The organism is Pseudoalteromonas sp. SWN166 (genome assembly GCF_015864485.1).
Classification (GTDB): Bacteria; Pseudomonadota; Gammaproteobacteria; order Enterobacterales; family Alteromonadaceae; genus Pseudoalteromonas.
The window spans coordinates 1-24,774 of record NZ_JADYXB010000040.1; the positions used below are offsets into that span (position 1 = coordinate 1).

At 39.1% G+C, this 24,774-nt stretch carries 12 protein-coding genes and 1 pseudogene; 2 read left to right on the top strand and 11 right to left on the bottom strand.

Annotated features, from left to right (window positions below):
• Positions 1–852, top strand: a pseudogene (locus I6F49_RS17300) (hypothetical protein); the annotation flags it as partial.
• 344 nt (positions 853–1,196) lie between these two features.
• Positions 1,197–3,737: a TonB-dependent receptor gene (locus I6F49_RS17305; RefSeq protein WP_197181451.1), complete on the top strand. Its 2,541-nt coding sequence runs from the start codon at positions 1,197–1,199 to the stop codon at positions 3,735–3,737.
• A gap of 815 nt (positions 3,738–4,552) precedes the next feature.
• On the opposite strand, the gene I6F49_RS17310 is transcribed toward I6F49_RS17305, so the two are convergent.
• The 11 genes from I6F49_RS17310 to I6F49_RS17360 all read right to left on the bottom strand — a co-directional run bounded on the left by I6F49_RS17310 (position 4,553) and on the right by I6F49_RS17360 (position 24,503).
• Complete coding sequence (locus I6F49_RS17310) at positions 4,553–5,470, bottom strand: glycoside hydrolase family 16 protein (RefSeq protein WP_197181452.1); 918 nt, start codon at positions 5,468–5,470, stop codon at positions 4,553–4,555.
• A complete protein-coding gene (locus tag I6F49_RS17315; RefSeq protein ID WP_197181453.1) occupies positions 5,463–7,409 on the bottom strand; it encodes a CRTAC1 family protein in 1,947 nt (648 codons plus the stop codon). Before I6F49_RS17315 ends, I6F49_RS17310 begins: the two co-directional genes overlap by 8 nt.
• A gap of 12 nt (positions 7,410–7,421) precedes the next feature.
• Positions 7,422–8,465, bottom strand: a complete 1,044-nt coding sequence (locus I6F49_RS17320; protein WP_197181454.1) for a family 16 glycosylhydrolase — start codon at positions 8,463–8,465, stop codon at positions 7,422–7,424.
• Positions 8,466–8,621: 156 nt separating this feature from the next.
• Positions 8,622–10,409, bottom strand: coding sequence for an Ig-like domain-containing protein (locus I6F49_RS17325; protein ID WP_197181455.1), 1,788 nt, complete (start codon positions 10,407–10,409; stop codon positions 8,622–8,624).
• 62 nt (positions 10,410–10,471) lie between these two features.
• The gene (locus tag I6F49_RS17330) at positions 10,472–14,182 is read right to left on the bottom strand and encodes a TonB-dependent receptor (protein ID WP_197181456.1); all 3,711 of its coding nucleotides are present in this window, start codon (positions 14,180–14,182) and stop codon (positions 10,472–10,474) included.
• Between the two features lie 580 nt (positions 14,183–14,762).
• Positions 14,763–15,893 (bottom strand): Vgb family protein, encoded by a 1,131-nt coding sequence (locus I6F49_RS17335; RefSeq protein WP_197181457.1) that lies wholly within the window; start codon positions 15,891–15,893, stop codon positions 14,763–14,765.
• A gap of 107 nt (positions 15,894–16,000) precedes the next feature.
• Positions 16,001–17,872: a CRTAC1 family protein gene (locus I6F49_RS17340; protein WP_165741310.1), complete on the bottom strand. Its 1,872-nt coding sequence runs from the start codon at positions 17,870–17,872 to the stop codon at positions 16,001–16,003.
• Between the two features lie 25 nt (positions 17,873–17,897).
• A complete protein-coding gene (locus I6F49_RS17345; RefSeq protein ID WP_165741309.1) occupies positions 17,898–19,340 on the bottom strand; it encodes a sulfatase-like hydrolase/transferase in 1,443 nt (480 codons plus the stop codon).
• 69 nt (positions 19,341–19,409) lie between these two features.
• The gene (locus tag I6F49_RS17350; protein WP_165741308.1) at positions 19,410–20,933 is read right to left on the bottom strand and encodes a sulfatase-like hydrolase/transferase; all 1,524 of its coding nucleotides are present in this window, start codon (positions 20,931–20,933) and stop codon (positions 19,410–19,412) included.
• Between the two features lie 179 nt (positions 20,934–21,112).
• On the bottom strand, positions 21,113–22,003 hold the full coding sequence (locus tag I6F49_RS17355; RefSeq protein ID WP_165741740.1) for a family 16 glycosylhydrolase: 891 nt from the start codon (positions 22,001–22,003) through the stop codon (positions 21,113–21,115).
• A 73-nt stretch (positions 22,004–22,076) separates the two neighbouring features.
• Entirely contained in the window at positions 22,077–24,503 is a 2,427-nt protein-coding gene (locus tag I6F49_RS17360; RefSeq protein WP_165741738.1) for a glycoside hydrolase family 42, read from the bottom strand.
• Positions 24,504–24,774: the final 271 nt, after the last annotated feature.

Sequence of the window (24,774 nt, forward strand, 5' to 3'; positions counted from 1 at the left end):
TCATTAAAAGCGATATCGCAAAATGCACATATGAGCTTAATTAATGACTTTTCGTTAAATGAAATAGACCGCGCCAGTGCAATTGCCTATTTAGGTAATTCGGGCGCTGAGCTAAACGATGCCACAGTAAAAAGTTGGGTTAACTCGCCGCTTCCGCTTATTCGCTTAGCGATTGCTAAAGTGGGCTTTTTACTCCCCGAAGCAGAGCGCTTAAAAAGCTATAAGCAACTATTAACCGACAAATTAAAATCGGTGCGTGTTGCTGCTGCGCAAAACCTAAGCCAAACAACAGCGCAGTTAAACGGGCTTAATCAATCAATTATAGAGCTTGCACACGCTAATACTGTCAATACATGGCGCGGTGAAGGTAACATAAATCAAAGTATGCTCGCGCTTAATAAACAAGACATAAACGGTGCTATAAAGTCGTTACAAAAAGGCATTAGCGTTGACCCTTACTTTGATGCAAGTTATGTAAATTTAGCCGATATTTATTATCGCCTTGGTCAAACAGCAAAAATGCAAAGCACGTTAAATAGTGGTTTAAAAGCAGTACCTACCTCAGCGCCGCTACATTATGCAAACGGTATGGCGCTTATTAGAAGCGGTAACAAACCCGCTGCAGTTGATTCGTTTAAACACGCAATGACACTTGAGAGTAATAACGTGCAATACGCTTATTTGTACTTTTTAGCGCTAGATAGCATTGGCTCAACAGCGCAGGCCGTGAGTGAATTAAAGCTCAAAATTGGTGCTTATAATAATGCACAGCAGCTCAAAAACTTAGGAATGAGCTTTGCTCAAAAGCTTAAAAATGCTGAGGATTACCACTTTTTTGCTCGTTTAAAATAATTTTTTGAAATTAAATTATTTTTCACTCTAAATCTGTAATTTAGATTAGAGACTAAAATTCAACCACTTAACTTAATAATCTTGTGTTACTTAAACGGTAATACAAGGTTATAAACTCAATATTACAAGCAACATTTAATAAACAAGTAATCAACACATTGCACTTGCAAACATCATATGTTTAAATTGTTAGAATGAATCATTCGTGATTATTTACACTTCTTGATTGCTTATAGCTTTATCGCAATTAAGAGTCGCTGTTTAATTAGCCTGATTCTAAATAACAGATACTGCCGTTGCATTATCTGCACACACAGTAATTATGAAGAAACGGAGTGGTTAAAATGCTTAAACACAGTAAATTGCATACAGCAATATTACTTGCATGTTGTTCTTTATCAGCTTTCACACACACTGCATATGCACAAGAAGAAACAACCGCAAAACAAGCTAAAAGCAATTCAGACGATTTTGAAGTTATTTTAGTGAGCGCACAAAAACGCGATCAGGCATTAAAAGAAGTTCCCTCTTCAATCGAAGTGCTAAGCGGTGATTTAATTCAAGAAATTGGTATAGATAATGGGTTTGATCTAGTCACCTACTTACCTGGTTTTGGCATTGATGACAGCAGTGAAATACGAACTACAACATTAAAAACACGTGGTATAGGCACTTTTACAAATTCAATTGGCTTACAGTCTTCAAACCTTGTCGTTATAGATGGAGAAGTATTACCTCGCCAATCAATGCTTAACTTACCTATTTCAGATGTACAGCGTGTAGAAGCAATGCGCGGCCCACAAGGGACTTTATTTGGCCAAAACACATCAACAGGCCTATTGCATTATGTAACTAAAAAGCCGCAACTAGATGACCGAGTTTCAGGCACGGTTAGAGCACAGGTTACTGAGTTTGATGGCACTGATTTTAGCGGGACCGTAAATGTACCCCTTAACGAAAACTGGGCAGCTCGATTTAACGCGCAATACAGTGATATTGATGGTTGGATAGAAAACACCATGCCTGGTGAAGAAGATTACACCATAGGCGCAAAAACAACGAAAGCTGGTCGTGGCCAACTTTTGTATGACAACGGTGAAGAGCTAAACGTACTATTTCGCTTAGAATATTCAGAGACAGACACAAATTGTTGTTCTCTTACTCGTTTAGGTGGAATAAACCCAGATTTTGGCCCTCGTCCAATCGTTAATGTAAAAGATGATGGCACTATTGAAGGCACAACCTATAACCGTGTAAATCCTGAGTCTACTTTTGAAGAAGCCGGCGGCCCAGTTACATCGCGTAATGCTGAAGGTAATTTTGGTAGAACAGAAAATTTTGGCTTTTCAATATCGGCTGATTACTACCTAAATGATGAAATTACACTTAGCTATAATGGTAGCTACAGAGATTTTGATTTATATAACAGTTCCGCATTTTTCACTATTAATTTTCCTGTAGAGCGAACCGCTTTTGGTGGTAACGAATCAGTTGATGTGCTTCAACAAGAATTTCGTATTTCGTCATTTAATAATGAAAAATTTGATTGGGTATTAGGTCTTTTTTACCATGATACCGATGGTCAGCGCTCTGAAATACGTGACGGCTGTATTGCAGGTAACCGTGGCTTTATTGAAGGCGGCGAATTAACAGGGTGTTATTCAAAGCAATCTACCGATGCTTTTTTAGCTAACTATGCAACTACTGGCGATGACGACCGCTCATTACTAACGCCTTCTCGCTTACTAAATAGTGGTGATTTTACAACTGGTTTTGAAAACGTCGCTATTTTTGGACAACTTGAATACCAAATAACTGAGCAATTAGATGCTACTTTTGGTTTTAGATTATTACACGAAAAAAGTGATGCAACCTTTGCTCGTACAGATTTGGCAACACCTTCTACGGGTGTTGGAATGGAAACATTCAATGAAGTATTAGAACTTGCTCAAACAGATCCATCGCTTATTTTACGCCAAGACGCGCCAACTAAATTTGATAACTCAGACACCGCCTTTATATACAAAGCGGTTGTAGGGTATGACTTTACTGATGATATTCGCGGTTATGTAAATTATTCTACCGGCTATAAAGGGGCATCTTACTTTGTAACAACAAATACGGACCCTGCCGATGCAGACAACTTCCCTACCGATCCTGAAAACTCTTCAAACTTTGAAGTAGGTCTGCGTTCAGCATATTTTGATAATGATTTACTGTTTAACTTTACGTACTTTGATATGAGAGTTGACGATTATCAAGTACGTGCCAGCCGTGTAATAGATGAAGAAAATAACATTATTTTTGCAGGCTATGTAAACGCAGCACAAGCACGTTCAACCGGTATTGAAGCCGATGTAGTGGTTAAAATATCAGATAAATTAAAGTGGTCGTTTAACTACGCTTATTTTGATGCACGCTTTGAAGACTTTTCTGATACACCTATAAATTGTCCTGCTGGTGATGGTGGTTTACTTGCTTCTCGCTGTACTACTGATTCAACAGGCCGTCAGAGCTTTGATCAAACGGGTTTATCTTTCCCTAATAATGCTGAGCAACAATTTTTAAGTACTATTTCATATAATACACAAATTGCTGATACCGGCTGGAAAGCTAATACACGTGCGGTTTGGCGTTATAATGGTAGCCATACGCAATCAATTAATGAACTTGCCTTTGGCGAATCAGCAAACCCATCGTCAAGCATTTGGGATGGTTACTTAAGCGTAAGCAAAGATAACTTACAGTTTAGTGTATTCATTAAAAACTTATTTGATAAGTCGTACACTACTCGCCAACGTATAAACTCTGAAGGGTTTGGGGAAGCATTCTACCCTCGTGACTGGAGTCGTTATGTGGGTGCAAGTGTTCAATATAGCTTTTAATTAAAGTCTGTATTTAGGGACGATTTCATCGTCCCTAATTTGATAAAAATCAACATCTACCCCACACTAAAACATTTGGTAAATTCAACTTTGAAGTATATAACCGCTAAGCAACTATAACTCTCATATGCTCGCCATTAATTTGTCTTTACTATGAAACCTTCAACGTCTGATAGTGCTACTTTTTGAAATCAGTAGATTTAGGCTAATATTGTCGCAGTAATCTATTCGTGCTTTCATTCAGCCTTTGCTGCCAGTATGTGTAAAGTAAACACCGCACTTTAAACTTTGTGTCACTTTTCATGATAATACGATTAGTTCTAACGTGATTTACAGTCTGGGCGGTTACGCTCATCAAATGCGTCTTGTGCTTATTTGAAGCGATAACTAGGTTTACCTGTGTTGCGATCAGTCTGTATTCAACTGACCACTTCTTTTACCTATTCAAGCTATGCATTTACTATTTGGATCCAAGTTTCTTTATAATAATATTTAGGGCACGTTGATCTTTGGTAATTGGATTTTCAGCAGTATGTTTGGTGTTTATGCAAGGCGGGGCCTATGTAGTGTGGCTGTTCCCCATAAATAGGCGATAATGCAGCATAGATGCTAAACATGCGTGCCATTTAGGGCTGCTTATAGGGACAGCCAATTCTCTACTACTCGGTTTTTACTTATTCTTACATGGATGAAAGCCAGTAGGGTAACGCAGGAGCAGTTACCGAGCCCACTACGTTACAAACCTCACACCGCGATTAAATCGCCCCTAGATTGAACGAATTTCAATCTACACCGTTCAACACGCCCTAATAGTATTATTGAAGTTCATCTATTTGCTTGGGAGTTTGAAAAAAGCGAACATAATCAACCTGTGCTTCAGCAGGTAAATGGCTATTATCTACCTGTTTTGTATTAGCTAAAAATGATGCTATTGAAGTAAACCAAATACTAATATCATTGTGTTTATACTGGTTGACATCAAACGAGGTTTCTTTTTGTAATTTCCCATCGAAAAAATAACGCAAATGGGTCGATGTAAACTCTAAACCATATATATGAAAATCATCTAAGCGAGTTTCATCTTTAAATCTAACTTGCTTTGTGCCGACCTTATTTTGTTTACGACCAAGGTCTTCAGTCCCTGGCGTTGGTGACCATTGATGCGCGTCAATTTGATAATGCTTTAAATCAATCGAATCATTCTCAACAGGATCTAGTTCAATGTTACTATTTAAATCGTGTTTACTCGTTGAATCTATAAACTGATTTCTCATCATCCAAAATGAAGTATGCCACCCCGCTCCTGAAGGCATTTTAAGCTTAGCTTCATAATACCCGTATCGTAGTTCGTCTTTTGAAATAATACCTCCGCCTGTATACTGAACTTTCCCAGCAGGTTTTTGACCTTTTTGTTGACCTGGTTGTAAGGCATTATTATTAGGACAGTCCACACTTTCTTTTCGAAGATGAATGCGATAAAGACCACCAGATACAGTATTATTAGCCTTACGCTGTTGGCTCCAGTGTTTACAGTCTAATCGGTAATTCCATCGTTTTTCATTTACCTCTGTACCATTAAATTCATCTGACCATGTTAGTAAATAATGACTAACTTGAGTTCCTTGATAGGGCTGTATATTTATGTCACTTGACGGATCGACTGAAGCATTAATAATACCTGAATACAACAAGGTGGATAGACAAAACCCTAAACTACTATTTTTTCTAATCATTATAGTTATTCCCATCAAAAAATTGTTTACCTGCATAAATACCCTTCGGATCATTTAGGTTTTTATAATTAAGTTCAACGTACTCGCCATTTGACCACTTAACCTTGGCGCTTTGCACCTTAGTACACTGTCCTAAACCAGTATGTAATCGGTTATTTTCGCTTTGTGAAAAGCCAGCACCTGTTGCGCCTACAACTCGTTTATAAGTTTGCCCACACGCTTTTATAGTCGCTGTAGCCCCCATTGCCGACACACCAGCGTTAGGAGAGTAACCAATATTAGTGACTAAAAAATTATGCTGTGCGTCTAAAATGCTGTTATTAGTAAATAGATGCCAGCGACCGCGCTCGTTTGAGTAAATTAAGTCAAGGTCCCCGTCATTATCGTAATCAAAGGCCTGTGCACTGCCCCCTGTTGCTCCAAGCTCAATTGAAATAACACCATGGTTTTGTAAAGCCTCAAAGCCTTTACCTTGCTGATTTAAATACAGTACCTGCTCGTTGGCTTTTGCCGGATTGCCATAACGTAATACAAATAAGTCACTCCAGCCATCGTTGTTAAAATCTCCGGCTACAGCACTGGTTGTAGGTTCGCTAAGATTAATATTTAGCTTGGCTGTTGCATCAACAAATTTACCTTGCTGGTTTTCTAATAATACCGCTGGTAATGGCTCAAGCCCTTTTACTTTGGGTGAATTAGTCACTCTTTTAATAACACCGGCTGTGGGCGATTTAGTATCCCCCGCTACGCGCCAAGTATCGTTACCTAAGTAACCTATATATAAACCTTTTTTATGTAGTTTTTTAGGCCAGCCAGCAGCCTGCTCTTTTGTTACCTGTACCGTACGTTCACTGCCGCCATGCCCTTGTAATGCTAAAGGCGCACTATTTTTGCCAATAAACACATTAAAATGGGGATAAGCCATTTGCAGGTTTTCTATTTCAAAGTCACCTTCGATTTTAAAATCTTCAAATTTAAATGCTTCGTTACGAGTAAAAAAAGCAAAGTTTTGAGATTGAGCATCGTAAAAGGTGTGTTGTTCAAATTGGTGTTTAGCGCGCGTTAAAAATAAATCAAAGTCACCGTCATTATCAAAGTCAATTTCGGTTATGCTACTCACATAGCTAATATTGCGATTATTTCCTAGTACAGCCTTGCTTTTATTTTTATAACCTAAATCAGATTTACTCTGCGCTACAACAATGTCATCTCCGCCGTAAAAAAATAAATCATCGTGCCCGTCATTATCAAAATCACTAACTAAGACTTTATAACCAAGCCATTTTGCAGTAGGTAAGTAATCGACAAACTTAAAATGATTATGCCCTTCGTTTTTATATATATGATTGGCTCCCTTTTTTTGCTTTTTAAGCGGAAAAGCAGAGAGCATTAAATCTAAAGTGCCACTGTTATTGCCATCAATTAATTTAACCGCACGTCCGCGTGTACGTTCAAAATTATCAAACGTTTCTCCGCCTTCAACAGTCCGGTCGTGATTTATTTGAAACGATACAGGTAAACGCGGTTTTAGGCCTCCACCACCGCCTTGGGCTATTATTAAATCCATACGACCATCTAAGTCGTAATCAGCAACAGCGACGCCGTGTGTGTCGCCTTTAATAATTATCTGTGGTGCTGAAAATGTATTGTCTTTGTTATTCCAAAAAATTTTTACTGCGTGGGTATGCTCAGTAATTAATACATCTTGATAGCCGTCTTTATCAAAGTCTGCAATCAGCGCGCTATCCCATTTACGACGCGATAGCGGCTCAAAAGGTATAATATTGTGCGATTCGCTAAACATTAATTTATTACTGCTGTTGTCGCTTAGCGTTTCATTGCTTGCCCTTTGAGTGGTGTTACATCCATAAAGCAGAATACTTGTAGCGATCAGTGATAAACAAAATAACGTGTTTGCTGGCTTACTATTTTTTTTCATTTAACCCACTCCTTACTTAACTGACTGTAATGGTTTTTGCTGCCACACACGGATGTATTCAATTTCAAAGTCGACTACACCATCATCTTTTTTGCCCTCAGGGCTATTACGTTCAAGCTCTTCTTTACTTTTTGGTACGCCATGCCAAGGAAAAGTCTCCTGATCAAGCCATAAAAATAATGGCTTAGTGGCTACATAGCCTGTATCAACCCCGCGGTGCTCTTTTGCCCATGCATCAGCTTGTGCTGCAGATACTTCGCTAAATAATTTACCGTCAACATAATATTTAATTCCTTGGGCGCTCCAGTCAATTCCATAAACATGAAAGTCATCTGCCACTCTAAAGCCTAAATCTTTGCGCTCTGTATAAGTTGGCTTGCCTTTTACTTTTTTATTCCAATCGCGGATTGACCACCATAACTCACTGTCTATGTGATCTTTTTTAGGGTCAAGCGAGTCGCCAAATAATTCAAAAAAATCAACTTCTAACTTTTCACCCATCGACCAAAATGCACTGCTCACTTGCGCATCAGCGGCTTTGCTTTTAATTTCTATGTATCCGTACTGAAATGACTTTCTGCCGATAAAGCATGCCGTTGTAAGGTTTTCGTATTTAAGTGCATCACCAAACACGGGTTTATGTATTTTTTGTTCAAAAGGAAAGTCGGGCTCCCAACGTGTCTCTAGCTTTAGTTTGCCATTTTCTAGGCGGTAGTTATTACCCGAAAACTGTGAAGGTGCGCGGCCTTTCCATACTTTTTTATTTGGATTATCTGGATGCTTATAAACAGGTTTACCGTTTTCAAGTTTACCCACAATGTACCAACGTTCTTCATTGATAGTGCTGGTTTCAAATTCGTCACTTACTTGAGTGTTAAGTACCCATTTACCGGTGTTTTGCGGATCTGTTAAAGGCAATAAGTTATTTTTAGTTTGGGGAAGCTTTTGCGTGTTAGTCGTCGCATCGCTGCTACAACCGCCAATGGTTATTACCGACAATAATGCTGCTGTGAGCGTCAATTTATGTGTTTTTATATTTTTTTGCGTGTTGTTCATGATGTCTCATTATTTTGTATGTAAGTTTGTGTGAAAGTTAAAAATTAATACGTAAATAAATAGATTTTTAGTGGCTTATAAGCAAACAAAACGACTTTAAACCTATTTAGTTTAAAGCCGCTTTAATTAATATTATGTTATGCGTCTAGTACTCGCTTAAATATCGGTACGCGTAACTGCGTAATCGTCAATCAAGATTGAATCACCCGTTGGCAGTCCATACACTTCCCAAAGGGTAAACACATCGGTAATTGAGCTCCATGTTGCTGGAATAGCCCAGTCGCGTTTATTAGTTGAATCCTCTACAAACTCGATGTATTGCCACTGCGTAGTGGCTGCGAGTGCTGCGCTAAATAAGCCCGCTTCTGAGTAACGACCTGTAAATCCATTTGCATCCTCTGGTATCCCGTCATAAACCCACGGTACAACAACATGGCGTAACGTAACGGGTTCAACAGGCACTTGATTTAACTTAACCCACACGGCATAACGGTATGTTTTACCAACAGACTCGGCACCACGTCCATAGTTGGCGCTGTACCAGTTACGTTGTTTATTCCAAACTTGCTGAGTTGCAAAAGAGTACGGTGTATTCGCTTCACCTTGAGTAGCAGTACCCGCTGTAATTTCAAGCGAACGACCATTACCCGACACAGAGGTTGCCGATACGCTATAAGTGGCATTACCTTTATAAGGAGCCCCTTCACCATTGAGGTTAAAGTCGGTGTTAAAGCCTACTTCGTGTTCAGACACACCCGGCTCACACATTTGGTTATTAACAGTATTAACCGTAATACTTTTTTGCGAAATAAGTGATAAAGGTGTACTTGCTGTATCGCCATCAATAAGTTCAACCGTTACCGTATTTGAACTGTCTATTGTTGTAGGTGCTTTAATGGCAAGTACTTCTCCAAAGCCGCTTTTTGCGGTTAAGCTTTTCGTAAATGAAACTTCATCGTTAAGTGTCCAATCAAAAGTATATTCGCCGCTTAACTCTGCGTTTAGTAAAGCCGGCTGTACTTCTACACCACTGGCCACACAGATTGGAACGTCCTTGTTACCTGAAGAAGCGCCTAGCTCATTTTTATCGTCGTTTGTTATTGCAAGACTAAAAGCACCTGTCACTGTAAGTGTGGCGCTTGCTGAAGCATCGGGGTTATCAACACTTGTGGCTGTAATAGTCGTTTCACCGGTATTTTTAGCCCTAATAAGGCCATTTTCATCAATGGTTGCAATATCTTCATCTGCAATTGAATAAATAAGTGCGGGGTTACACGCGTAACTTGGTATCGCTGATGCGAATACACTTGCTTGACCACCAGCAGGAATTTCAATCGGCGAGACGCTGACCTCAGTTACAACATCATCAATCGCATTGACAGTTAATTGTAATGTACGTGTAGGCAGTGCGCCGCTCGGTTCAACAGCTGCACCATTATTGATGGAATATGTAATGTTATAAATAACTTGGCTCGGAAAATCTAAGTTACCATCAGCAATAGGATTACCACCGCCATCTAAAGCGCCTCTTATATCGGTTTGGTCGCATTGTCTTAATGCCGCCGAAAACGCATCGGTATTTATAACTAATTTAGTGCTATCACTTGATTGTGTAAAAGGTGAAATTCGGTGTGATGCAATGGTATTAGCACTTGTTTGTGGGGTAGTGAAATTATTATTAACCACAAACTCTAACTCACTTACGTTTATGGTTGCACCTGACTCAGAGGCTGGTTTACCGTCGATTGTTACGCCTTGCAGTAAATCAATTTCTTGAACTCCGGACTCTTCATTTAATGTGCTCGTGATTACTGCGGTATCGATTACAAGTGCTAAATCAGATTTAAACTGCGGATCGTAACCTTCATCCGTTCCACCGCACCCTGTTAATACTGAAAATATAACACTGCTAATTACTGTTTTTATTAGTAAGTTATGTTTCATCTTACTCTCCAAGATTTGTAAGGCAGCGCGCCTAACGTGGCCCGCTGCTAATAATTTCTCAATTAAAAGGTACCGCGAAGACCAACACGGAACTGACGACCTGTTTTCCAAACTGATGCTGTACGCGAAGTAGTTACACTGCCATCTTCAATTGCATTACCTTCATCAAGCACAACCTCTTGCGAGTTAGCTTCAAACGCATTACGACTAAATGAACTGGTGTAATAAATTCGGTTAGTTTCATCAGTTAAGTTAAGTGCCTGAAAAGTTAAGCTAAAGTTTTTATTAATTTTATAACTTGAGCTAAAGTCCAAACGATGGGTTGCCTCTTGCCATGTAGCGCCGCCAACTAAACCTCGGTTAACTAATTGATCCCCGGTGTAGCGACTCGCTAAACGTAATTGAATCCCTTTTTGTTCCCAATACAGTGTTGTATTTAGAGAATGCTTTGGAGTGAAAGGTTGTGGTAGTGGTTTTAAAAATATATCGGTATTACCTACCTGCTGACGATCAGATTCTGAATCTTGGTAGGTATAGTTCATGTTTAAACCTAAGCCACCCCAATAACTTGGTAAAAAGTCATAGTTTTGGTTGTAACCTAGTTCAACACCTTTAATATCGGCGCCTTTACCATTGGTTACTGTGGTTACGTTTACAACGTCACATTCAATGCGCCATTGGTCAAAAAAGCCCGCAACTTGCCTAAGTGGCATACAATCTTCTTCGCTACCTGGTGCTCTATTCTCATCGTAATCAAGTAATAAATCGGCTGTTTGTAAATCGTATTCAGTCCTAACGTCTTTGTAGTGATACGGAACAACTACCGTTTCTTCAAAGTCTTTCATATCTTTGTAAAAAAACGCAGCTGAAAGTAAACCTGAGTCGCTAAAGTACCACTCATAAGACAAGTCGAGATTGGTTGATTTAAGCGGTTTTAAATTTGCATTACCTGCTGAGCCATTAGCAGAGTCCCATTGTTGCTCAAAAATTTGTGTACGTGGGTTTAATGAATCAAAACGAGGACGCGTCATTGTTCTACTAACAGCAAAACGTGCAATCATTTCTTCGTTAACTGCATAGTTTAAGTTTAAGCTAGGTAAATAAGCGTCATGTCCGCCTTTTTTAGTTACCCATGCAACGCGGTCTTGTACTTCACGTCCGCTACCTTGTGTTCCTGTAAATGAGGTTGTTCTGTCTAAAAATGGCCAAATTTGTCCGTTACTTGCAAAGTGCGCCCATGCATTAGCTGACGTTGGAACTAAATTTCCGTTGCTGTCGTAAATTAAAGAAGGTAATGCATTGTTAGCTATAATGTTGCCATTTTCATCTACAAACACTTGCTGATTTACACCCAGCCCTGTGTTGCCATCAGCACCGGGAATTACAAACTGACCCGTTTGCGGATCAACAGGGAAAGTAGCTGGGTTTGAACGGTTATACGCATGAGTGATTTGCCATGCCCAACAGTTTTGTAGCTCAGCATCGTTTGTAGGTGTGTAACGATGATCAGCCTGACCATTTTCATTTAAACCCATAACACCCGTTGGGCAGGCATCCAAGTTAGTATTAGCTAAACCACGTTCAACTAACAAATTGTACGCATCAACCATTTGCGGATTACGAATAAAGTTAATACCGCCTACGCCTGTTGCTGTTGTGTCATCTTTTACATACCTCAGGCCTAAGTTACCTGTTAGCTTGCCATCCATCAGCTCAAAGTTTGCTTTAAAATAAGCGGCTTTTGTTTCGGTTTCAATATTACGACTGCCTGTAATGGTTTCGCGTATACCTACTTCGCCTGCATCTTTACCTGAAACAATTTCAAGCGCTTTTTCGGCATCTAGTAACGGCCAACCATTAAAAAACTGTGCAGAGCGGTCTGATTGAATATCTTCACCAAAATTATCGTAAGGATAGGCGCTATCAGCCACTATATCGGCTAAGCGAATTGTACCAAGCCCACGTACTTCAAACGCTTGATCAGGGTCTTCTAAATCTATTAAGTCACTGCCATTTGTGGTTGCTCTATTTTGAATAGAGACATCTTTTTTACGATTTGACCACTTAACTCCAAACTCAAGCGATCTAATAAAGTCGCCATCAAGCGCATAGTCAAAATCAACAAAAAGCGACTTGTTTGTATCCGCTAATTTGTTTTTACGAAGCACTAAACTACCTAAGTGATTGTGCTGCATGTCATACGGATTAAAACGGCTGTATACCGCATTAGACGTACCATCAAATGCGTCAAACTCCCCTGGAGTAACACCTGTTGAGTAACTACATTCTCCATTGCTACCACAGTCGTAGCCAACCATTTCGTGGCTGCCATCGGGCATTGATTCAACTATTTGACGACCTGCCGTGCCCCATGTAGCTGTACTAATAGAGATGTAACGGTCTTTCTCATCATCATTTGGTGTTTCATCTGTCGTTTTAGAAAAACCAGCTCTTACATTCATATTTAATGAATCGGTTACCTGATAATCAATATCGAGTGACGCAACATTAGTATCAATTTCTCTAAGTCCGTAGGAGCGAACAAAGTTACCACTTGTAGAGCGGCTACTTGATTGCTGCAAGGTATTGGTCGATAAATCAACCCCGTTTAGTGCTGTATTGTCGTCACCGGCATAAATTAAAGGTGTTACAGGTCCCATGTTTAAACGCAGTCGTTGACTGTCGGTTAACACATCTTGCTCTGTATGAGTTACATCTAGCTGAATATCGAGTGACTCTGTTGGTTGGTATTGAAAACCTGTAGACACTGACAAGCGATCTCGTTGGTCATTATTTAATGTAAAATCAATAACCTCACGCGCTAAAACAAATAAATCACCTTCATGTAATATTTGCGTTTCAGGGTCGTAATTATTAAGTGAACTCAGTGGATTTAATAATGCTTCTCCATTTTCACCAAAAAGCTTATTTCCATCAGCATCACGTTGATTGCCAAGTACCCTGATTGCTTTGCCTGTAACAGTGTCATGTGCTGTACGGCCAGTCGCATCATCTAAATCAACAATAGGAATTGCGCCGTTAGCCCAATCGGTATTAATACGATCTTGTCGTGTTTTTTGGGTATCTTTAGAGGCGGTTATAATAAAGCCAAAGGTATCGTCGAAGTATTTATCAGAAAAGCTAAAATTAATGCGTGAGTCACTTTCATCAGAAAACTCGTTGTAGCGCCCTTCAACCGTAAAAGAACGACGTGGTTTGTTTAAATTTAGCGGTTTTACAGTTCTAAGCACAACACTTGCACCGAGTGAGCCTTCATCGTTATCAGCAGAAGATGTTTTAATTACATCGATAGATGACAATATATCTGACGAAAAAGAGCTTAAATCAACACTGTTATCGTTAGTAGCACCCGCACTAGAGCCATCGGTACTTAGTCCACCGGTAAGTGCGACACCATTCATTGATATTTGATTTAAAGAAGGTCCGGCACCACGAATTGATATACGTGTTCCTTCACCGCCCTCTTCTTGAATACTCACCCCTGTTACTCTAGATAGTGCATCAGCGATGTTTTGATCTGTTGATTTACCTACATCTTCAGCATGAATTGAGTCACTTACGTTGTCGGAAAAGCGCTTTGCGTTTACCGCTTTTCGTAAGCTACTTTTGATTCCTTGGACTTCAATTATTTCGATATCTTTTTGTAGTTTTATTTTCTCTTTTTCTTCATCTTCTTGTGCAAAAGCAGATGATGAAATAAGCGAAGCAATAATAGCTGCAGAGACTGCTGATAACCTAAAGTTATGCTGCATTGTGTGCTCTCCTGTTTATCGGCATCGTTTTTCTCAATACCAGTGTGTGATGATGTCGTCTGTTTTTATTGTTAGTTAAGCGCCACAGATAAAATGAATGAACGTCCTGGTATCCTAATTTCGTTTCATAGCGTTGCTTAACTTGCGATCAAGTTAAACATATGATGTTTATATTTACAAGTCGTTTACTTTAATTTTTACATTTTTGTTTCTTTTTCAAACGAAATGATTTAAACCGCTGTTTTTAAACAATTTAAATTCATTAATATTTAAGTGAAAGTAACGTAGATATTTTTATTTTTTATACAAAACAAAAAAAGAGACTCAAAATCCCCATTAATAAATAAAATATGTTGTTGAAAATGATCAAAATTGAGTTGTTCAGAAAGAAATTTACGAGGGTTTATAATATTAACTTATGCTCATTAGAATATTTACAGCTATCAAAAGCTGCCAATCAGCAGTTTTGAAAGCGGTAAACCAAATGTATTGCCCATAAATCTAAAGCTCAAACATACACGGCAATACACACGATTTTAATTTAAGAACCTAATTTAAGCGCTTAACTTAAATTAAAACCTTACTTATTATGTAACTTAATTTCACTTACCGTATAAGGTTTGCCATGCCCAGTATTGGTAATGCCTGGGCCTGTAAGCAAGTCAAAATTCGACATAAGCAAAGAGCCTTTATAATAAATAATATCGGCGGGTTGGTCTAATTCACCATTTTCTGAATTGTTATCGGGGTACGATGCAATAACGGTTACATTTTGGTTTGTATCAATTCTTATAACTTGATTAGTTAAAAAACCTGCAGCATATAAATTACCTTGAGGGTCTATAGTTAAGCCATCAGGTCCACTTCCTTTTGGAAGTGTTGCATAGGTACTTTGGCTAAGCAGGTTGTTGTTTGTATCAAACGTTAATTTATAAATTAAGTCGTCACCTAGGTTGGTTACAAACAAGTTGCCCTGTGAGTCAAAAACTAAGCCATCAAGTCCAAATTTACGTTGCTTATTAGCTGTTTTAGCCAAAAACAATAAATGCGGATCATCTGTACTGTTAGTCACTAATATATTGGTATCTGTGGCCTTAAAACGATATATCCCGCTGAGAGTCTCGGTCTTATTTTTACTTGGCACACGCAGTTGAGTTACATAAATATAGCCATTTTGATAGCGCACACCATTTGGCGAACTCATGCCTTTTGCTACTATTTGAGTATTGATGACTTTATTATTTTTTAAGGTGAGTTTAAGTAATCGAGCTTTGCCAGCACCTTGGTTATCGGCTACAAATAACGCACCATCGGGGGCATAGGCAAGGCCCATAGGACGACCCTTCCCTTTATTATTTGGCCCCGACAACTGGGCTATTTTAGTAAACGTTTTGTCATTATTAATATTAACCAGCACACCCGCTTGTAGCCCTTTATTGGCATAGTTAACACACGATAAAGTAAGCTCTCCTGTAGGAGAGGCAGCAAAAGCGTCTGGGGTTGGGCAATAGTCAGGGAGTGATGCAAATAAACTCGCACTCTCAAGCAGTGTATTAGACGTTTTAACAGGCGCTAAAGATGCACTTACTCCCCCTTTATTTATGCTTTTATTATTGCTTTGAGCCGTGTGGGTACTGCAACCAAACACAGTAAATAAGCATACCAAACCCGCTAATTTATTTTTAAGATGAGTGATGTTATTTTTATTCATTATTGCTCTCTTTTACTCTTAATTTTTTGCGAAAAAAAAGCAAGGCTTGTTCCCAAACCTTGCTTTTTACCTCTCATAGTTAACTTTGTCGTAATCAAACGTTGTAATTAAAAATTGATTACTTGATCTGTCCCAACCTTAGATTTACTGATTACTTCACCATTGCTGTAACGCACACTTACGTTATCTATTTCGTTGCACTGGCCTAAACCAAAATGAACTACATTATCAAATGATTGTGTATAAGGTGCAGCATCAGGCGACACGCGCCTTGTAAGGGTTTTACCACAGCCTTTAAGTGTCGCTATAGCGCCAATTGGGCTTGCATTATGCTTAAGTGAATTACTTATACGCAGTAATGCATAGTGATTACTGTTATTGGCTTGATTACTAAATAAGTGCCACTGACCTCTGTCGTTATTCATAATAATATCGACCTGGCCGTCTAAGTTGTAATCAAATACATTTGCGCCTGAGCCAATGGTACCTAAGGTGTTTGTTATTAATCCTGAATGAGTCGCTTGGCTAAATGTGTTATCGCCATTATTTAAATACAGTATTTGCGATGTAGGCGTTACCAAGTTGCCTTGTTTAACAACAAACAAATCTTGGTAGCCGTTGTTGTTAAAATCTCCCACACTTACGCCGGTCGTATTTAAATTTGTTTTAATGCCAGCTTTAGCACTCACATCTACAAATTTTCCACTTTCATTTTTAAGTAACAAATCTGATGGAGCTGTTGGTTTTTTATTTACCGTATAATGTTTAACACCGGTTACAACACCCGTTGTAGGTGAAAAAGTATTACCCGCCATACGCCATTTATCATTGCCTATATAACCAACATACAAGCCTTTATTAGGTTGGGTATCGGCCCAGCCTAGGCCATTACTGCTAACAATATTGACGTTTTGACCACTGTGCCTTTCACCTTCAAATTTATATTTATAAGTGCCTTCGCCTACAAATACATCTTGGTTTGGATAAGGTGACTGGTAGTTAACTAAATTAAGCGTATCGCCAATAAGTAAGTCATCATATTTAAATGGTCCACGCTTGGTGTAAAAACCAAATGTGTGGCTTTTAGCATCAAAAAACGTATCGCCTGCTTGTAATGGGTTAGCACGACTTATATATAAATCAAAGTCACCATCATTATCAAAATCGATTTCGCTAACACCCGTCGCATCCATTATTTTATTAGGTAAAACATTGGCGGTTACGTCACTAAAGGTAAAGTCGCCATTGCCTTTTAAAACACGTAAAGCACCGTCGCCGTAAATCACTAAATCGTCAATTTTATCGTTATTAAAATCTGTAATAAGGACTTTTTGACCATCTCGATTAGTTTTTGGTAAATCACTTGCGTGAGTTATATTGCCGCTACCATCGTTTTTATAAATAAAATTACTGGTTTGTTTACCGCTATTAGCCTGCGGGAATCCCATTAGTAATAAATCTAAATGACCGTTGTTATTGGCATCAAAAAACTTACTAGTGCGCCCACGCAACGTTGGCAGTTTGGGTGAAAACTCACCGCCTTCAATGATTTCTCTTTTGTTAAAGTGAAATAACTTAGCATTACGCGCGTTATCGCCAGAGCCACCACCACGTGAAAGCAAAATATCCATTTTGCCATCTTTGTCGTAATCGCCTACGCCAATACCGTGCATATCACCTACAATCAGGTCGCGCCCTTTGTCGTAAACGCCTTTATTGTTCCAATACAAACGAATGGTATAACCATGGTCGGTAAGTAATAAATCTGGGTAACCGTCTTGGTCTAAATCGCTTATTAATGCGTTATCCCATTTACGGCGATTTTTGTTTTCTAATTTAATTGCTTGGTGCTGCTCAGTAAATAATGTTTTGCCCGGTGTTAGCTGAGCGCCCGCTAGGGCACTCGCTTGTTGACAACCTAGTAAGCTTGCGCCCATGCATAACAAAGAAACATGCCATACAATTGTTTTTACTTTCATAAAGCCTCCATGAATTTGATAAAACTTACTTAGTTGTTTTAAACGTTTTATCGAATCGTGGCATGGCATCTAATCGCCAGTTAGCACCTTCAGCCGTTTCGTGAAACCATTTAGGCTGTTGGTTATCCCAACTCCATTTTTCCATTTCGCGAACCATGTCGGTTAACAGTGCTTTGTTAGATTTACTTACATCGTGTTTTTCAGAAATATCGTTTTCGATATTAAATAACTGCCATGGTTGCTGGTTAACTTTTAATGCTTTCCATTGGTTCATACGAATTGCAGCATCGCTGTAACCTTTACGATGGCGAAGTGCATAAATAGGCTCATCTTTATGTGGGTTTTCGTTTTTAATAAATGCAGGCCACATATTTGTACCATCTAAATGTTGGTTTTCTTCAACTTTAGCGCCCGCTAAAGCTGCAAATGTTGGGTATAAGTCTAGTGCCGATACAGGATGCGAAAAACGCTTGCCCGCAGGTACATGCTTAGGCCAATGAAACAACATAGGAACTCTAAAACCGCCTTCTTGTGTACTGCCCTTACCTGCTTTAAGTGGGAAGTTATTAGCGCCTTTACTTAATTTGCCACCGTTATCGCTCATAAATACGATAAGCGTATTATCATACTGATTATTTTTTTTCAGGGTTTCTACTAGTTTACCCACGCCGCGGTCAACTGCGTAAACCATACCTGCATATGTTTTACGGTCTTTATTTTTTATATCAGGAAACATCGCCATATCTTCGTCTTTAGCTTGCAATGGCACATGCGGTGCGTTGTAAGCTAAATATAAAAAGAATGGATTTTTTTTGTCTGCTGCTTTGTCTACAAAATTAACGGCTTCGCGCGAAAGTGCATCAGTAATGTACTGCGTTTCTTTTACTTCTTTGCCGTTGTGCTCTAGCGGAGTAATGTACTCAAAAATATTTTTTAAGCCTTGTGCCTTTTGCTTTTTATACTGAAGTTGATATTGGTCAGGAAAATAATTATGCCCACCGCCTAAAAATCCATAGTATTCATCAAAACCACGTTTATTTGGATGATACTGCGGCGCATCACCCATATGCCATTTACCTAATGCACCGGTAAAATAGTTATTTTCGTTTAGTAATTTACTAATAAACTTAGCGTCAGTAGGCACGCCTACGTTTGAGCCGCGTGTCGGTAAATTAAATTGTGAGCCAATCTTATGTGGATAACGACCGGTCATTAATGCCGCTCGGCTTGGGCCACAAAACGGGTGCGCTACGTAAGCGTCTGAAAAGGAAGTACCCGATTTAGCAAGATCATCAATATTTGGGGTAATAATATCCTTAGAGCCATTAAAACCAACATCTGCATAACCTAGGTCATCTGCAACAATAAGAATAATATTGGGTTTTTTTTCACTTGCGTGTATGCCCGCAGAGCCAATTAATAAGGCAAGCGATGATAAAGCGCTCAATAATTTTGTGTGTGTTTTCATAGTGCCAATCTCAATTTTGATAATAAAAAATAGCAGGCCAATTAAGGCCCACCAAAGGGCATTACTCGGCTATAAAAAAGCTTTCATGTGGTGATTAAATTTAGTTAATGATGGGTCTTCAATACGCTTAAGCTCTCCCGCCATTTTATGCACTAAATCAGTAAGCTGTTTTTTGTATTTAGGATTATCTATTTGGTTTGTGATTTCGTACGGATCATTTTTTAAGTCGTATAATTCATCGCGGCTGTCGCCTGGATTCCATACAAATTTCATTTCAGGGGTACGTATAGCTCTAATACCAAACCATCCGCCGTTGTACCATTCGTAGGCATATAACGAAATATCATCTTTACCAGCATCGGCACTATCGCCTTGTTTCATCAATGGTAAAAGTGAACGTCCATCTTCGTCGCCATCAAGGGGTAGTGTCATCCACTGGCGAAGTGTTGGTGCTATGTCTAGCATAGACACTTGGCGGTTAATTATTTTAGGCTCAAGGCTAGGGTCACGAATAATAAGTGGCATACGCATTAATTCGTCGTATGCATACGGGCCTTTGTCATACAGGTTATGCTCGCCTAGCATACTACCTTGGTCGCCTACTAAAATAATGTGTAGGTCGTCGTATAAACCTTCTTCTTTGGCGGTATTAATAAGCTCGCCAACTGCGTGGTCAATCATGGCAATGGCACCATAGTAAAAACTATGCGCTTTGCGCCAATCGGTTTCAGTCATGTGGCTTACATCGTGCCAAGGCCACCAAATATCATCTTGCGCCATTGGTTTATGTTTACGTTCTATACCAAAGTTTTTAGGAAGTTTTATATCTTTGTAGTCGTACATGCTGGCGTAAGGTTCTGGTACGCGGTACGGCGGATGAGGTTGCTCAAAACTAACAATACCAAAAAATGGTTTGTCTGATTTGGCCGCATTTTGCAGCATTAATTTGCCTTCGTTTACTTCTTTAGCTGTTACTGTATCTGCGTATGTGCCCGGAAGTGTTTTGTAGTAATCGTGCTTTTCGCCGTTTTTATCGCGTTCACCTGCATTCATACGGGCAACATTTTTTTGTGTACCATAAGGCGTAAAAGGACGGCCATTACGCTCTTCCTCTTTATCGTGCCCCCACATAAAGTTAGCACCGCGCAGTGCTGGGCCTTGTGCACCTAAGTGCCATTTACCTACATAACTTACGTCGTAACCTACGCTTGTTGCACGTTTAATTACGCTGCCTTCACTAAGTGATAACTCAGAAAGACGAGAATGATAAAGCCCCACGTTATCGTCAAGCCCCGTTTTATGTCCCCAGCGGCCAGTAAACATAGCCGCGCGCGAAGGAGAACATAAGCCAGTAGATGTCATCGCTTGATCAAAACGTGTACCTTCGTTTGCTAATGCGTCAATATTTGGCGTTGAAACTGGGCCATTACGATAAGAAAACGTATCAAAGCGCATATCATCAAACAGTAAAATCAGCACATTTGGCTTTTTGGCTTCAGAGTTTTTCAGCTCTGCATCTTTTGCATATAAATTGGGAGCAAATAATGTGCAGCACCCTAACAGCATCACCATTTTTATTTTAAATAAGTTCATGTGTGTGTCCTTTTAAACAACTAAAAATTGCTACGTCAGTGTTTTAACAATCTGCCTGTACTTTATTATAAAAGTATAAAATTGATTTTAACAATATAAACATATGATGTTTATATTGGCAACAAATAAATTTTAATTTGGCTAATATTTACACTTTATTAGAATGGGCTTTAGGGTTTTTATTGCTTTAACCACGTTCTCACGTAATCAATTTCCATTGATGTTGGAAAACCTTGTGCAGACTGATTATCTGAAGGATAAAATTGATTACATTTCCATTGTGTATGCGGTGCGCGTAAGCCCTGCGATAATGTTAAGTTCATATCGCGGTGCCAGTACAAATTCTTTTTATAGCCAACCTGAACGTTATCTACATACCATGTAATGTCGTCTTTGGTTACATTAACCCCATAAGTATGAAAGTCTTCACTGGGATCAAATGGTAAGTGATAGCCATTATGGTTTGTTTCTGGCGAGCTACCAGGTCGCATCCACTTGGGTGCGCCATCTTTTATAACAATATTATGTAGGTCGTGGTCCGACTCCTGAAGCGTCTGTTTTTGAGTTAACTCAACTACATCTATTTCACTATATTGCACATCGCCTTCATTCGTTAAAGTACGATCTATTTTGCTGTACATCCAAAATGCAGGTGATACTCCCGGAAATTTATCCGCACCCTTTATACGTGCCTCATAATATCCGTAACTCCCTGTTGCTCTAGATTTAGCAACTCCCGAAGTGTAAAACAATCTATAATTAGGCACTTTTGTTTTATTACAGCCATCCCAAAACGTTCTTAAATGCGTTTCTCGTTTAGTGGTTAGTTTTAATATGCCTTCAGAAACACTGGCATTTTCATCTTTCCAAGACCAAACACCGTAGTTTTCTGTTTGAAAATTCCATTTTTCAGCATCTTTAATATCAAACTCATCTGAGCGTTCAGTTTGTAAAACCCAATTTTCGCCTGGTTGCGCAATATGAGGCATCGGCTGAGCATTAACCCCTGCACTACCAAGGATTAAGCTCAACGATATTGCTATTAGTTTAACCTTATTATTTGCTTTCATTTGCTATCCACAACTTAATGTATCGTGTTAATTGAAAAGCGAGCACATAGGGATGTACTCGCTAAAAAACTATTTATTGAGCTGTAACTTCAACAAGCAAGACACCCTCAGAAGGAATATCAAAGCTGGTATTCATTTTATTGCTCGTCATTAAGTTTTTAACATGAATAGATTTACCATTTTTAAGCGACAGATCAACGGTTGCTGTTGTGTGGCCTAAATTTAAAATATTAACCAGATAACTACCATTGTCTTGCTTAACAGTACGCCATGTTGTGGTTTTAAATGACTCACCATTATCTACGTTTACAACAACATCAGGCGTACTACCCGAAACCTCTGCAAGTGCAGTTTGTTTAATAGCTTCAACATCGGCCCCTTTTGGCATAACAATAAGCTTACCTTTACTGGCAACTAACTTAGCCTTACGCGGATGCCCGTACTCGTCTAAAGACAAGCTTTGCGCTGAGTCTAAAATAACGGTACCGCCTTTGTTTAAATACCCTTGAAGCGCTTTAAACTCTTCATCTGTAACAAAGTTATTGCGATAAACCAGTATTGCATCCCAGTTGCTATTGTCTTGCTTTTCGATTACATCTTTAGTTGCAAAACCAAGCGGGAAGCCTTCAAAAAATAAATTTTCGTAAAGTTTGTAGCCCTTTGTCATATAGTCGTTTGTATTAATTGCTGTTGTTTCAGAGTAAAACAAACGAAGTGGACGACGCTGCTCTCTAAGCTCAACAATTTCCTCAGAAAAACTATTAAGATCAAACATTACTTGGGTAACTTCGTTAGTTACATGTGGCTGCATATTGTTAGAACCCGCAAATGCACCGCCAAGACCTGGGTCAAAAAAGTCCAGATCGCCTTCTAAACGATCCTCTGGTGAACCATCTGGATCACGCGCCCAAAACCAGCCCATATTGGCATCCATACCAAGTAAAGTTGCAAGCCAATAAACACTACGTACATAACTTGTACGTGTGTCTAAATCTCGCCACTGACCCGATGATAAAAAATGAGACTCAGAATTTACATTAATTTTATTAGGCGCAACTGATTCCATAAAGTCATGAAACATAGTAACTATGCCCCAGTTATACGCGTATTTTTCAATCCACTTAGATGACTTACCTGGGCGAATATTTTCACTACCAAACGACTTAGCATCGTGCCCTACCATGGTTGTTAACTCAGCTAATGCTTCGGTATCAATACCGCCAGAGCGTGAATCGTCCATAAACATGCGTGGCATAATTTTTATATGGGTATCGGCGTCTTCATTTACAGAATGTAGTTCGTTTTGAACGTAAGTAAACCAGTCAGTGCTTCTGTCCATATTGTAACGCGTCCAGTCGTACCACTTAGGCTCGCCTTTAATCGCAGGATCAATCGGTATCTCAATAGCTACATCTGCAAACTGGCTAAAATGCGTTCCCCAGTTTTCATTTAGCTCGTTAATATCACCTTGGTATTTTTTATCTAACCAACTTCTAAACTTATTTAGTGTGTACGAAGAGATGCTGGTCATTTCTTCATATTTTTGTGTCCAGTGGCCTTTTTCGGCGTACCAATGCGGTTCGTTAGCTAACACAAACCCAACTTCAGTTACTTTTTTGCCTTTAGTAAGCTCACCCGTTTTACGAATTATTTTACCCCAAAGATCTCGCGCTAATGGGTTATCAATATCGAATCCTGTAAATAACGAACGGCCTTTTCTAACTTCTGGCTCTTGCTCTTCAACCCACTTTGGAATACCCATTAACCAGTAAACTAAAAAACCAATGTTGGTATCAGGGATGCGCGTTAACTCTTTCATTAACTCTTCGTCAAAAGTGCCATCTTCACGCACTAAAAATGAATTAATGGCACGGTCGTGATCTACCGGGTATAAGTCTTCACCGCCATGATAGAGCGCGCCTAAATGATCGTTATAAACATCTTTATTTGTAAGTGGCTGACCAACACTCTTTGAAAAATAGTCATATAAAAAAATAGGCTTGCCATTACTAACAAACATATTGTCTTGTGCTTTAGTATTTTGCCAATCGACCTTATTTACAGGGCGGCGTTTAATTTCGCCTGCAAGCTCTTTAGACAAGTCATCAATACCTTTATCTAAAATTTGAATTACTTTTTCGCGTTCAAAATTTGGTAACTCTTTTGCTAACCTTTCCTTGTCCGCAGCATAGTGGCGCTCGTAACCAAAAAGCTTTACAACCGCGTCGTAATTATTTTCATCCCAGTTAGCAAATTTTAAAAACTGCTCTGCAAACCAAACTACGCTTTCTTCACGAGTCACATCAATCTGTTTTGTTTGAGCTTGTTCCATCAGCTTTTTAAGTTTACTGATTTTTAAAAGAGCAGATTGCTCGTAACTATTTTGAGAAGCGCTTAGTGTTTCTGTGCTATCAACTTTAGCTACGCTTTCTTGCTGCGAGCATGCTGTTGTAAGTAGAAATAAGGGGGCTAGTGTGAAGCCTAATAGATGTTGTCTCATATTTTCTCCCGTTGAGGTCGTTATGTGTTAACAGGTTTTTGCACTGCTGTTATTATTTAATATCGACAACATACATCATATGTTTATATTTGTAATTCCTTTTCTTTCTGGAAAGTGAAGTATTTCATGATGGCACCACATACTTATCTAACTTAAATGTGAATGCTTTTTAGTCTTTATGATGGCGATCCTAATTGATAAAAACTATAAGGATTTAAAAATGAAAGTATTGAAGGAGAATGATCTTAAATTTATATTATTGGACTTGAAA

Coding starts and splice junctions, on each gene's coding strand:
- I6F49_RS17305 (WP_197181451.1), top strand. CDS start 1,197: ATGCTTAAACACAGTAAATTGCATACAGCAATATTACTTGCATGTTGT.
- I6F49_RS17325 (WP_197181455.1), bottom strand. CDS start 10,409: ATGAAACATAACTTACTAATAAAAACAGTAATTAGCAGTGTTATATTT.
- I6F49_RS17350 (WP_165741308.1), bottom strand. CDS start 20,933: ATGAACTTATTTAAAATAAAAATGGTGATGCTGTTAGGGTGCTGCACA.
- I6F49_RS17310 (WP_197181452.1), bottom strand. CDS start 5,470: ATGATTAGAAAAAATAGTAGTTTAGGGTTTTGTCTATCCACCTTGTTG.
- I6F49_RS17320 (WP_197181454.1), bottom strand. CDS start 8,465: ATGAACAACACGCAAAAAAATATAAAAACACATAAATTGACGCTCACA.
- I6F49_RS17315 (WP_197181453.1), bottom strand. CDS start 7,409: ATGAAAAAAAATAGTAAGCCAGCAAACACGTTATTTTGTTTATCACTG.
- I6F49_RS17345 (WP_165741309.1), bottom strand. CDS start 19,340: ATGAAAACACACACAAAATTATTGAGCGCTTTATCATCGCTTGCCTTA.
- I6F49_RS17335 (WP_197181457.1), bottom strand. CDS start 15,893: ATGAATAAAAATAACATCACTCATCTTAAAAATAAATTAGCGGGTTTG.
- I6F49_RS17360 (WP_165741738.1), bottom strand. CDS start 24,503: ATGAGACAACATCTATTAGGCTTCACACTAGCCCCCTTATTTCTACTT.
- I6F49_RS17355 (WP_165741740.1), bottom strand. CDS start 22,003: ATGAAAGCAAATAATAAGGTTAAACTAATAGCAATATCGTTGAGCTTA.
- I6F49_RS17340 (WP_165741310.1), bottom strand. CDS start 17,872: ATGAAAGTAAAAACAATTGTATGGCATGTTTCTTTGTTATGCATGGGC.
- I6F49_RS17330 (WP_197181456.1), bottom strand. CDS start 14,182: ATGCAGCATAACTTTAGGTTATCAGCAGTCTCTGCAGCTATTATTGCT.